The 13,400-nt window shown below is 65.9% G+C and carries 5 protein-coding genes; 3 read left to right on the top strand and 2 right to left on the bottom strand.

Going from position 1 to position 13,400, the window contains the following annotated elements; translation table 11 throughout:
• The first annotated feature begins 11 nt into the window (after positions 1-11).
• On the top strand, positions 12-776 hold the full coding sequence (gene yaaA, locus ETW24_RS18420; RefSeq protein ID WP_129372389.1) for a peroxide stress protein YaaA: 765 nt from the start codon (positions 12-14) through the stop codon (positions 774-776).
• 359 nt (positions 777-1,135) lie between these two features.
• On the opposite strand, the gene ETW24_RS18415 is transcribed toward yaaA, so the two are convergent.
• A complete protein-coding gene (locus tag ETW24_RS18415; RefSeq protein ID WP_129372388.1) occupies positions 1,136-3,424 on the bottom strand; it encodes an ATP-binding protein in 2,289 nt (762 codons plus the stop codon).
• 148 nt (positions 3,425-3,572) lie between these two features.
• On the opposite strand from ETW24_RS18415, the gene ETW24_RS18410 reads away from it, so the two are divergent.
• Positions 3,573-9,032, top strand: coding sequence for an alpha-2-macroglobulin family protein (locus ETW24_RS18410; RefSeq protein WP_129372387.1), 5,460 nt, complete (start codon positions 3,573-3,575; stop codon positions 9,030-9,032).
• 62 nt (positions 9,033-9,094) lie between these two features.
• Positions 9,095-11,158, top strand: a complete 2,064-nt coding sequence (gene pbpC, locus ETW24_RS18405; protein WP_441328140.1) for a penicillin-binding protein 1C — start codon at positions 9,095-9,097, stop codon at positions 11,156-11,158.
• A gap of 197 nt (positions 11,159-11,355) precedes the next feature.
• Here the strand turns inward: pbpC and ETW24_RS18400 are convergent, their stop codons facing one another.
• Positions 11,356-13,398 carry a hypothetical protein gene (locus tag ETW24_RS18400; protein ID WP_129372386.1) on the bottom strand — a complete coding sequence of 681 codons (2,043 nt, stop codon included), beginning with the start codon at positions 13,396-13,398 and terminating at the stop codon, positions 11,356-11,358.
• Between the last annotated feature and the right edge of the window lie 2 nt (positions 13,399-13,400).

Below are 13,400 nucleotides of genomic sequence, written 5' to 3'. Positions count from 1 at the left end.
AGGGGGCAGATATGCTGGTAGTGACCTCTCCGGCCAAGAAGCTGGACTGGGCGGAACGGGATCAGGAGATGACCTGGCCCGCGCTGCATGACGACGCGGTAGAGCTGGCAGAGGTGGCCCGCGGACAATCCGTGGCGAATCTGATGAAGCTGATGCATATCAGCGAAGATCTGGCCAAACTGAATCACGCACGGTTTCAAGAGTTTAGTGCGGATCCGGCAACTGCGGCCACTCGCCCGGCGGCGCTGGCGTTTGCCGGCGATACCTACCAGGGGCTGGAGGCGTCCTCGCTTGATGCTGATGAAATGGCCTGGGCGCAGGAGCATTTCCGCATCCTGTCAGGTCTTTATGGCCTGCTGCGTCCCTTGGACGCGATGCAGCCCTACCGGCTGGAAATGGGATCGCGTCTGAAAAATGCGCGCGGCAAAAACCTCTATGAATTCTGGGGCAGCCAGGTTTCCGCGGCACTGAATGCGCAGGCGGATGCGGTAAATGCCAGCGTGCTGGTCAACTGTGCCAGCCAGGAGTATTTCGGCGCAGTGGATTTAGCAGCGCTGAAACTGCGGGTCGTCACTCCGGTGTTCATGGAAGAAAAGAACGGCACTCCCAAGGTGGTGAGTTTCTACGCCAAGCGCGCCCGCGGTGCGATGGCACGGTTCATTATCCAGAACCGGCTGACAGATACGGAGAGCCTCAAAGCATTTGATGCTGGCGGCTACGTGCATCAGCCGGCAATGTCGGCCCCCGATAAACCTGTCTTTTTGCGCGGCGCCTGAGGCAGGAGAAAGGCTCCCGCCCGTTCCGGCACATTCAAGAACGCACCTTCACGGTTGGGCGTGGCAGCGCGCTCTGCGCGCTGCCACGCCCAAGGCCGCACAAGGGCGGTGCCGGCGCAGCCGGTGCGCCTGCGGGCGCGGGAGAGCTTCGCCGTTGTTAAATTCGGGCCGGGTGACGGAAAGGGCGTACGCTGCAAACGGGTGGGGCAAGACCCGGAAAAGCCGGATCCTGGCGGCGTCCGGCAACCGGGACCCAGCACAGCATTGTGCCAAGAGCAGAAGCCCTAGCGCACCCTGAGAACAGTTTGTTTCAAAGACTGACCGCCATGGCGTGGCGGCGGCGGGAGAGACCTGTCGGCTCAGAGTGCTTGGGCGGCAGCCGGGGCAGGCGGGCCGTCCTGATCCAAGGCCTGTGTCCCGTCCGGCGCACAGGCGTGGATCTTTTCGTGGATCAGCGCCTTGCGCAACGGCTTGGTCAGGTAATGGTCCAGGCCGGCCGCAAGGATACCATCGGAATCGCCTGCCATCGCATGTGCGGTCAAGGCCACAATCGGGGTATGGCCGCCGGTGTCCGCCTCGATACTGCGGATCCTGGCGGTGGCTTCCTTGCCGTCCATCATTGGCATCGATATATCCATGAAAATCAGATCCGGGCGGAACGCCTGGAAGGCTTCGACCGCCTCCAGCCCGTTGCTGGCAAACTTCAGCTCTATGTTCAGCTCTTTCACCATTTTGCTGAACACCAGCTGATTGGTCTTGTTGTCCTCTGCTGCCAGCACCCGCATCCGGCGGATTTCCGGGTCCGGCGGCGGGCCGGCGGATGGTTCGGTCTGCTGTGCCTCGAGACCTGCTTGCGGTGCCATCGGCCTGTCTGCCGTCACCGGGCCTTGCAGCGGAGCCGCGCAGCCGGGGCCGACGGCACTGGCCGCCAGCTTGGCCAGCTGGTTGAAAAAATCGTCCCGCGGTGCAGGGGTTTGCAGCACCCCGTCCGCCAGATAGCGGATTTCCGGATCATTGGCGCCCTGGGGACCGGAATTCAGCATCAGCACCGGCACTCCGCGCCAGGAACCGGATTTCAGATCCCTCGCCAGCTGCACGCCGTCCAGCCCAGGCAGGTTATGGCCGCTGATGACCAGGTCAATACCGCCTTGCATCGCGGCAAGCGCGCCATGCGCGGTTTCTGTAGTGGTGACCTGAATGCCCAGCATCAGCAGGTGCTTTTGCAGGATCTCGCTGTTGAGCGGCGCGTCATCCACCAGCAGCACATGGCGCAGCGAGCTGGGCAGCTTCGGCACAGGCTGCTCTGCTGATCCTTCAAGGGGCAGCGGCAAGCGGAAGCCGAAACAGGAGCCTTTGCCTTCCTCACTGTCGACCCAGATCTCGCCGCCCATCAATTCGATCAGCCGCTTGGAGATCGCCAGCCCCAGCCCGGTGCCTTCAAACTTGCGGTTGCGCTCATCTTCGACCTGGTTGAATTCGCCGAAAATATGCTCAATCTTCTCTTCCGGGATGCCGATGCCGGTGTCCTCGATCGAAATATGCACCGCGCATTGTTTGTCATCAGGCGAGGAGACACCGGTCACCCGCAGGGTCACATGGCCTTCTTTGGTGAACTTCACCGCATTGCCGGCCAGATTGGTCAGCACCTGCCGGATCCGGCCTGGATCGCCGGTAAAGCGGGTCGGCAGGAACAGGTCGTAATCGACCAGCAGCGTCAGCCCCTTGTCCCGCGCGGTGGGTTGCAGCAGCATCACCACTTCGTGCAGGCTGCGTTCCAGGTCAAAGGGTTCGGGATGCAGCTCCAGCTTGTCGGCTTCGATCTTGGAATAGTCGAGCACGTCATTGATGATGACCAGCAGCGCTTCGCCCGAGTTTTTGATGGTATTGGCATAAAGCCGCTGTTCCTCGTCCAGCGCGGTATCGCTCAGCAGCTCTGCCATGCCCACCACCCCGTTCATCGGGGTGCGGATCTCATGGCTCATATTGGCAAGGAAGGCGGATTTTGCCCGGTTTGCCGCTTCGGCGCGGGCGCGGGCGCCGCGCAGGTCCTTTTCATACTGCACGGTCGAAGTGATATCGAGCGCCAGCGTCACCACATCGCCGCCGTGGCCGCGCTGATCGATCAGCCGCAAATACCGTTCATCCCACAGCTGGATCACCACCGGATCGGGCGAAGGCGACAGCCAGCGCTCACTCATCATTTCGCGCCAGGCATCGGTGCCCAGCTCGCCGGTATTGATCAGCCCTTCGTCGGTCAGAAGCTGCAGGATCCGCACATAGGAGATACCGGGCGAGACCTCTTCCAGCCCGTCGAAGATATTGAGGTAGGCGGTGTTCGCCCCGATCAGACTGCCATCAGCATCAAAAAAGGCGAAACCGTCCTGAAATGCCTGGATCGAATGCCACAGCCGCCGCTCGGCAGTCTCAACCTTTTCATGCGCGGTATCGAGGTCGGATTTCACCTTGGCGTTTTCGTCGCGCACAGTGGCCACTTCAGCCTGGGTCTGGCCGATCCGCTTGGTCAGCGCCAGCGCATGGCGGCCCAGCTTGCGGTTGGCAGCAGACAGCTCCGCCTGCTTCAGCTCAAGCAGCCGTTCCGCGGCCAGCCGGGCGCGTCTTTCTTCCGCTAATTTGCTGGCAAGGGTCATCCCTGCGCACTCCGGCAATACATTAACACGAACAGCGCGCGGCAATTCCGCACGCAAGAGACAGCAGGGCTGCCCTTACGTGTTACGCGGGTGAATCTTGCTATGACGTTAAGCCCGTGCCAGCCTGCGCCAAGTATTGGAGGGTGCCATGCCGCGTCTGTTTGCTTCAGTTCTAATGTATGCCATTGTTTTTATTTCTTTTGTTGCGTTTCTGCCCGCTGCCTGGGCCGGGCCGGAGGTTCCCGGTTTCCGGTACAAGGCTTTTGCCAACACCGATTTTTTCGGCTCGGACCTGCAGCCGCTGTTCGATACGGATGTCGAGTCCTGCGCGCGGGCGTGTGCTGCCCAGACGGATTGCGCCGGTTTTGTGTTCAACCAAAAGGCAAATGCCTGCTTTCCAAAATCCGCCCTGACTCAGCCCAGTTCCTATGAGGGCGCCTTTTCGGCACTGAAACAGCCGGCACCCGGCGGGCTTCAGGCAGAGGCCGCTGTGCGGGCAGGCCGGCTGGACGCTACCCCGGAGCTGGAATTGCCGCGCGCGGCCGGGTTTGCCCAGTCGCTGGGCCTGGCCTATCCGCTGACAACAGAGGACGCCGCCAAGGCGGTTTCGGCGGCCCGCTCGCTGTTCCGTGCCGCAGAGCCGCTCGCGGCATTGCGATGGATGGGGCAGGCCGTGGTGCTGACTGACTCTGCCCAGGACTGGACCCGATTCTCGGCCTATTTGCTGCGGGCTGCCAAAGACTCCGGCAACCGTTCCCAGCAGCGCCGTTTCCGGCAGGACGCTTATTCTGCGGCCCTCAATGGCTACTTGCGGGCTGCGGCACCGGCAGATCAGGCGCAGGCCCTGCGTCAGGCCGCCGAAGCGGTGGAGGCGCTTGGCCGCGGCCGCGAGATGCTGCCGCTGCTGCGCCTGGCTGACAACATCATTCCGCTTAAGGCGAATGCCGAGATGATCCATTATGCGATCCGGAAATACGGTTTTCGCGTGACTGGCTCCACGGTTGAAAGCGACAGCGCAGCCCCCCGTATCTGCGCCGAGTTCTCCGAAGATCTGGAACAGGCCGGAACCGATTACGAAAACTATGTGCGCTTGGCCGGCAGCAGTCTGGCAGTCACCGCATCCGGCCGGCAGCTGTGTTTTGACGGGGTGGAGCACGGCAAGCGCTACCAGCTGACCCTGCGCCGCGGGTTGCCGGCGGCCAGCGGCGAGCAGCTTTATAAAGATGTGGAGCTGACTCATTACGTGCGCGACCGCGCGCCCAAGGTCCGCTTCCCGGGCCGCGCCTATGTGCTGCCCGCGGGCGCTGCTGCGGCGCTGCCGGTGGAAACCGTGAACCTGACGGAACTGGACCTGCGCTTGCGCCGGGTCAGCAGCCGCAACGTGCTGCGCACCCTGCAGGAGGGGTACTTTGCCAAACCGCTTTCCCAGTGGGAGGATAAGCATTTCGCCTCCGATATCGCCGAGGAGATCTGGCAGGGCAGTGCCGAAGTGGGCACTGCGCTCAATCAGGCGATGACCAGCCGCCTGCCGCTGGAAGATGCCCTGACTGGGCAAAAGACACCGGGTCTGTACGCCCTAACAGCGCGGATACCCGGGGCCGATCCCTATGACGATGCCGGTGCCACGCAATGGTTTGTGCTGACCACCCTGGGTCTCAGCACCATGTCCGGCAGCGATGGCCTGCATGTGCAGGTGCAGGGCCTGGCGGACGCCAAACCGCAGGCCGGTGCCGAGGTCAGTTTGATCTCCAGTGCCAATGAGGTTCTGGCAACTGAAACAAGCGACGCCAGCGGCTATGTCCGTTTTAGGCCCGGCCTGACGCGCGGTTCCGGCGGCGCGTCACCGGCGCTGATCACTGCCCGGGCGGGGGAGGGCGATTTCACCTTCCTGCCCCTCAACGATGCCGCTTTTGATCTGTCAGACCGCGGCGTGGCCGGCCGGCCCGCACCGGGGCCGGTGGATGTCTTCCTCGCCACCACCCGCGGCGCCTACCGTGCGGGTGAAACCGTGCATGTGACTGCATTGGCGCGTGACGGCAAGGCGCAGGCGATCGCGGGCCTGCCGCTCACCGCAATCCTGCTGCGCCCTGACGGGGTGGAATACACCCGCCAGACCTCAGCCGCAGGCCATCAGGGCGGCCATGTCTTTGCGCTGCCTACCGGCCCCGCCGCCCCGCGAGGCACCTGGCGGATTGAAATCAAAAGCGACCTCAAGTCCCCCGCGCTCGCCAGCCGCCAGATCCTGGTCGAGGATTTCCTGCCCGAGCGTATCGACTTTGAGCAAGAGGTCGCCAATGCAAACACACTCCAGCCCGGCAGTGCAGCGCAGATTGCACTGCAAGCAGACTACCTGTTCGGCGCGCCGGGTGCCGGGCTGAAGGTGGAAGGAGACATCCGCCTCACTGCCGCTAATACCCTGGATCAATGGCCGGGTTTCCGTTTTGGCCGCTATGATACGGTCTCCTCTGCCCAGACCGGATTTTTCGGCGGCCAGGAAACCGGCGCTGATGGCAGCGCGGCCTTCGCTGTAAACCTGCCCGCCGCCGCCCCGGCAGAGGGCAAGCCGCTTCTGGCCACTCTCACCACCCGTGTTGCTGATGGCGCTGCGCGTCCGGTCGAACGCTCACTGGAAATCCCTGTCCGCCCTGCAGGCCCCGTCCTCGGCATTAAACCGCAGTTTGACGAGGTTGCGGCAGAAGGCTCCGAGGCAGGCTTTGAACTCATCGCCCTGTCGCCGGACCTGTCGCCGGTGCCGATGCGTGTCAAATGGACCCTGAACCGGGTCGAGACCCGCTATCAATGGTATCAGCTTTACGGCAACTGGAACTGGGAGCCTATAACGCGCCGCACCCGCATCGCGACGGGCGAGGCGCAGCTGGGCAGCGATCCACTGCCGCTGTCTCAGCCAGTCGGCTGGGGCCGTTATGAGCTGGTGGTGGAGCGTCTGGATGGCGCCTATGCCTCTGCCGCTTATGACTTCTATGCCGGCTGGTACGCCCCCGAAGGCAGCACCGGGACGCCCGCCCGGCTGGAGCTGTCGCTGGATCGCGAAAGCTATGCACCCGGCGACACCGCCCGGTTGCGCATCGTGCCGCAGGCCGCGGGCACCGCGCTGGTCTCGGTGGTATCGAACCACCTGATCCACCGCATGGCTGTCGAAGTTCCCGCCGGCGAAACCGTGATCCCGCTAGAGGTGACACAGGACTGGGGCAGCGGCGCCTATGTGACCGCCACCATAATCCAGCCTGTTGCAGGCGACCGGGGCCGCACCCCGCTGCGCGCCCTAGGGTTGGCGCATGCTAGCATCACCCAGCCCGGCCAGCAGCTGGAGGTGACGATTGACGTCCCCGGCGTGGCCCGGCCGCGCGGCACGCAAGTGGCGGAACTCCGCGTGGAGGGCGCGGCAGAGGGCGATGAAGTCTGGCTCACCGTCGCCGCCGTGGACCTTGGCATCCTCAATCTCACCGGCTTCACCAGCCCCGATCCCAGCGCGCATTATTATGGCCAGCGCCGGCTGGGGATGGAGCTGCGCGACATCTATGGCCGCCTCATCGACCCCGGCAACGGCGCTTTGGGCCGCATCCGCTCCGGCGGTGATGCTGACAGTGGCCTCAAGATGCAATCGCCGCCGCCCACGCAGGACCTGGTGGCGCTGTTCTCCGGCCCGCTGAAAGTGGACGCCAATGGCAGAGCGGAGTTCCCGATGACCCTGCCCGCCTTCAACGGCACCGTGCGGCTGATGGCTGTCGCCTGGTCCGGCCGGGCTGTCGGTCAGGCCGAGGCCGACATGCTGGTGCGCGATCCCGTGGTGGTCACCGCCGCGCTGCCGCGCTTCCTGGCGCCCGGCGACGAAAGCCGCGCAAGGATCGAGATCGTCCATGCCGACGGCCCCGCCGGAGACATGGCGCTGACCGCCAGCACCGCAGGCGGTCTGACGCTGGGCAGCCTGCCCGCCTCCGTCACCCTGGCGGAACAGGGCAAGACAGTGCTGGAACTGCCGGTGACGGCAGAAACCGTTGGTGACCACGAACTCACCCTTACCCTCACCACGCCGGACGGGCAGGTGCTGCGTCAAAATTTGCGTCTGCCGGTCCGCGCCAATGATCCGGTGGTTTCTGAAACCCGCCGCTTCACGCTCGCAGGCGGTAACACTTTCCTGTTCAGTAAAGATGTTTTCACCGGCCTGCGCCCCGGCACCGCCCGCGCCGCCATCTCCTCTGGCCCGCTGGCCAAATTCGACGTTCCGGGTCTGCTGGCAGAGCTGGACCAGTACCCCTATGGCTGCACCGAACAGGTGACTTCCAAGGCGCTGCCGCTGCTCTACCTCAGCAGCGTCGCGCAGGGAGCGGGTCTGGGCGACGGCCCGGCGGTGGATGCGCGCATTAACGCCGCCATCCGCAAGGTGCTGACCCGCCAGGCCTCCAGCGGCGCCTTTGGCCTCTGGCGCGCCGACAGCGGTGAGTTCTGGCTGGACGCCTATGCCAGCGACTTCCTCAGCCGCGCCCGCGCGCAAGGCTACACCGTGCCGCAACAGGCCTTTGCCCAGGCGATGGACAACCTGCGCAACCGCATCAACTATGCCCCCGACTTCGATACCGGCGGCGAGGAGATTGCCTATGCCCTCCATGTTCTGGCGCGCGAGGGTGCGGCCCGGATGGGCGACCTGCGCTATTACGCCGATGTGAAGGGTGAGGCCTTCGCCACCCCGCTTGCTGCCGCCCAATTGGGCGCGGCCCTTGCAGCCTATGGCGATCAGCGCCGTGCGGACCGGATGTTCAGCCGCGCCGCGCAGATGATCGGGTCCGATGGGCAAAAGGACAGCCGCCTCTGGCGCGCCGACTTTGGCACCGCCTTGCGCGATACTGCTGGCGTTCTGGCCCTTGCCGCCGAGGCCGGGTCCGAGGCTGTGGACCGCGTCAGCCTGTCGTCGCGGCTTGCCGACGCCAGCGGCCATCGCTCCACGCAAGAGTCCGCCTGGACCCTGATGGCCGCCCACGCGCTGACCCGGACCCCCGAGGATTCCGGCCTTCTGGTCAACGGTCAGCCTGTTCAGGGGCCATTTGTGCAGGCTGCAGACGGGCACAACACGCCGGAGCTGGCGCTGACTGCCGCCAGCGGGCGGACTGCGGAGATCACCCTCACCACGCTTGGCGTGCCACTGGTCCCGCCGGCCGCGGGCGGCTTCGGCTACACCATCGAACGCAGCTACTACACGCTGGATGGCCAACCGCTGGACGTGCAGTCTGTCACTGCAGGCGCGCGTTTTGTCACCGTCCTGCGGGTGAAACCGCATGAGAAGACCGGTGCGAGGCTGATGATCAACGATCCGCTGCCTGCCGGGTTCGAGATCGACAACCCGAACCTCTTGCGCTCTGGCGACCTGCGCGATCTGGATTGGCTGAACCCGGCCGGGGCCGAACACACCGAATTCCGCAGCGACCGTTTTCTGGCGGCTGTGAATATGCGCGATGCCGCGCCGGTGACACTGGCCTATATCGCCCGCGCGGTGACGCCCGGCACATTCCACCACCCGGCAGCCTCGGTCGAAGACATGTACCGCCCCGCCTACCGCGCGAGGACCGGCACGGGGCGCGTGGTCGTGAAGTGAAACGCCGGCTGAACAGCTCAGAGGGCAGCGCCCGTCCCGCCCCGTCGGGGGCGGGACGGGCGCTGCCCGGCCTTCGGCCAGGGAAAAGATGGAAATGGTACACCGCTACTTTAGCGGTCCTGCTTGCGGCTGCTTTCACGGCTTGGCGCAGCTTCGATGCTTGGATCGACGCCACAGATCTCCCCCTCACCCTCGCCGAAACCTCCACTGAAGTACTCGGCCGCAACGGCAAGCTTTTGCGCGCCTACCCGGTCGGCACAGGCCTCTGGCGTCTCGCTGTCCAGCCCGAGGACGTCGACCCGCGCTTCCTCGACATGCTTCTGCGCTACGAGGACAAGCGCTTCCGCTCCCACGCCGGTGTCGACCCCGTTGCCCTGCTGCGCGCCGCAGGGCAGGCGCTTTGGAATGGCCGCGCGGTCTCCGGCGGCTCTACCCTGACCATGCAGGTGGCGCGCCTGCTGGAGGATGGCACCACCGGCCGCTGGGCCGGCAAGCTGCGCCAGATGCGGGTGGCGCTGGCGCTGGAACGCCGCCTTAGCAAGGACGGGATCCTCACCCTCTACCTGACCCACGCCCCCTATGGCGGCGCGGCAGAGGGCATCCGCGCGGCGGCCTACAGCTGGTTCGGCAAAGAACCGCGCCGCCTCACCCCGGCAGAAGCGTCGCTGCTGGTCGCCCTGCCGCAATCTCCTGAACGCCGCCGCCCGGACCGTTTCCCAGAGACCGCCAGCGAGGCCCGCGACCGCGTGCTCGCCCGGATGCAGCGCCAGGGCCTCCTGAGCGAAGAACAGGCCGAGGCGGCCCGCCGCACTCCGCTGCCGCACCAAATGGCGGCCTTCCCGCGGCTGGCACCGCATTTGGCGGACCGGGTGAAGGCACAGCACCCTGGCAAGCGGCAGATCAGGCTGACCATCGACAGCGCGGTGCAATCCCGGATGCAACAGTTGCTGGCAGAGGCCGCCCGCAGCGCCACCCCGTCTCTTTCCGCTGCCCTGATCGCCGCGGACCACCAGACCGGCGAAGTGCTGGCGCTGGTTGGTTCTCCTGGCTATTCCGATGCGCAAAGGCGCGGCTTTGTCGATATGACACAGGCGACCCGCTCCCCCGGTTCGACCCTGAAACCGCTGATCTACGGCCTCGCCTTCGATCAGGGGCTGGCGCATCCGGAAACCCTGATCCACGACGGTCCTGTCAACTTCGCAGGCTACGCGCCGCAGAATTTCGATGGTGAGTTCCGCGGCGAAATAAGGCTGCGCAAAGCGCTGCAGCTATCGCTCAACATCCCAGTGGTGAAGCTGACGCAGGAGCTGGGACCGGCGCGCGTGCTGGGGTCCTTGCGCGCTGGCGGCGCCAAGCCGGAGCTGCCCGGCGGCCCCCCCGGCCTGGCGCTGTCGCTGGGCGGGCTGGGCATCAGCCTGCAAGACATGGTGCAGCTTTACGCCGGGCTGGCGGCAAGCGGGCAGGGGCCGGCCTTGCGCATGTTGCAGGGCGAAGCGCCCGCGCCCGCAGGCCGCCTGACCTCGCCCGAGGCCGCCTGGCAAGTCGCAGACATCCTGCGCGGGCTGCCGGTGCCTGCGGGCGCGCGCCGCGGCACCATCGCCTATAAGACCGGCACCTCCTATGGCCACCGCGATGCCTGGGCGATCGGCTGGGACGGGCGCCACGTGATCGGCGTCTGGATGGGCCGCGCCGACGGCACGCCTGTCCCCGGTATCTTTGGCGGCGATCTTGCAGCACCGGTGCTGTTTGAAGCATTTGGCCGCCTGAAACCGGCCCTCGACCCGCTGCCGCCGCCGCCCCCCGCCACGCTGATCGTCAGCTCGGCCGAATTGCCGCAGCCCCTGCAGCGCTTCCGCCCCCGCGATGCCGCCTTCTCGGAACCCGCGGATGCGCCGGAGCTGATCTTCCCGCCCGAAGGCGCCTGGCTGATGCTGGAAGGCGCGGACCTGACACTGAAACTCCGCGGCGGCACCGCGCCGTTTCTGGTGATGGCAAACGGCCTGCCGGTGCTGACGGGACAGCGCCGGCGCGAGTTCTCCCTGCCCAGCCCCGGCCCTGGTTTTTCTTCGCTGGTGATTGTCGATGGTGAAGGCCGGTCTGACCGGGTTGACCTGCGGATTGACTGATACGGGCGGATTGACTGATATGGGTGGCTTAATTGACGCGGGGCACTGCCGGGCAGAGATGTTTCGCTTCGGGCTGCGCCCGAAGCGACCCGCGCCGCGCCTTTGGCGCGGCGCTTGGCCCAACTTTCGCGGGGTTCCGGCAGGAAACCTGCGATGGGCGGGAGGACCCCGCCCGTTGTGACACCGGTTTAAGCCGCTTACCGCCGCCCTTCCCGCAGCCAGCCCGCGACGATAAAGAACGACGCCATAACCAGCGCCAGCCAGCCGGGCAGCAGCGGTCCTTGGCTGACTGACAGCGTTTCATAAGCCGCGCGCGGCGTAAGTCCGATCCAGCCGCGTCCCGCCGCCGGGCGCCCGGCCCGCATGTTGCGCAAGGACGGCATACCGTCCTCCAGCCGCAGCACACCGCCGCGCAAAGGTTCCAGAACCGGCGCCAGCACTTCGCCGGTGGCAATGGTTTCCTCGAATTCTTTCGGTGCCGCAGGCCCCAGCCCGGCCACTGCCGTCTCGCCGCCTTCTTCCAGCCTGTACAGCCCCGCTTCCGGACCGTCATAACGGGCCTCCCACCGTCCCGGTGCAGTCTGGCGCAGCGCCAGCTCCACGGTGGAGCCATCCGGGTTGGTCACCGTCACCGGCCCTGCCTGACCGGCAAGCGTGCGGCGCAGGATACGCATCCGCTGGCCCGAGGCCTCAGCCCACAGTGCTTCTTCTTCCAGTTCCGGTTCCTTCATCATCCAATGGGCCAGACGACGCAGCAGTTCCAGCTGCGGCCCGCCGCCCTCATAGCCGCGGCTCCACAACCAGGCATGGTCTGATGCCAGCAGCGCCACCCGCCCCTCGCCGACCCGGTTCAGCACCAGAAGCGGGCGTTCACCGGCGCCGTTCATCAGCACATGGCCCTCGGGGCGGCGCAGCTCGACCTGGCGCAGCCAGCGGCCCCAATCCGCAGCTCCCTCCAGCCCCGAGGTCACCGGATGCTGTTTGCCCAGATCGGTCACCTCCGGGCGGTAGGCCTCTTGCAGCACCCGCGCCGAGGGTTCGGCGGGAAGGATCAGTGACAAAGGTGAGCGGTAGATGCTGTCGGCGCTGGCAAAATCCGGCCCGGCGGCCACCAGCACCGCGCCGCCGCCCATCGCGTAATTGGCCACATTGTCCAGATAGACCGCAGGCAGGATGCCGCGCCGCTTGTAGCGGTCAAAGATGATCAGGTCGAAATCGTCGATTTTCTCCAGAAACAGCTCGCGCGTCGGGAAGGCGATCAGCGACAGCTCCTCCACCGGCACGCCATCCTGTTTTTCCGGCGGGCGCAGGATGGTGAAATGCACCAGATCCACGGCGCTGTCGGACTTCAGCAGATTGCGCCAGGTGCGCCCGCCGGCATGCGGCTCGCCCGAGACCAGCAGCACCCGCAGCCGGTCGCGGACCCCGTTGATCTGCACCAAGGCCTGGTTGTTGCGCGCCGTCAGCTCGCCCGGCTCTTCCGGCACGCTGAACCGGATTACATTGCGGCCGCCGTGCTGCAGTACCATCGGCAGCTCGAAATCGACGCCGATTGGCAAGGTGAAACGCTGCGGCGCGTCGCCGCCGACTGAAATGTTCAGATCCGCAAAGCCGCCCTGAACCGGCACCGCGCCCTGATCCTCGATCCGCAGCGTCAGCTTCACCGGCTCGCCGATGATGGCAAAACCGGGGGCGTTCTTCACGATCAGGCGGCGGTCCCAATCGTCTTTGCGGCCGGTCAGCAGCAAATGCATCGGCGCAGGCAGGTTCAGCACCTGATCCGCGTCATGAACTTGGCCGTCGGACAGGGCAATGATCCCCGCCACCCGCGCCCGCGGCTCATCCGCCAGCGCCTGCGCGATGGCCGCTATCAGACGGGTGCCCGCGTCGCCTTCGCCGTCCGGAACGGTGATCCAGCGCACCTCGGTGCCTGCCCGCGCGGCCAATGCTGCCTTCAGCTGGGCCCGTGCCCGCGCCATCTGTTCCGGGCGGCCGCGCAGCTGCTGGCTGGCAGTCTGGTCCTCGGCCACAATCACGATGTCGCTTAAGGGGGCGCGGTCCTCGCTTTGATGCACCGGACCTGCCAGCGCGGCCAGCAACACAAGCGCCGCCAGCGCCCGCAGCGCCCAGCCCGACAGGCCTCTCCACAGGCCCAGCACCAGCGCCGCCAGTGTTATGGCACCCGCGGCCCAGATCACCGGCCATGGCACCAGCGGGTCAAACAGGATCGTCTGTGTCATCG

The organism is Leisingera sp. NJS204, from assembly GCF_004123675.1.
In the GTDB taxonomy this organism is placed as follows: Bacteria; Pseudomonadota; Alphaproteobacteria; order Rhodobacterales; family Rhodobacteraceae; genus Leisingera.
The sequence above is the reverse complement of the archived record's forward strand: the minus strand, read 5'-3'. Positions and strand labels throughout refer to the sequence as shown.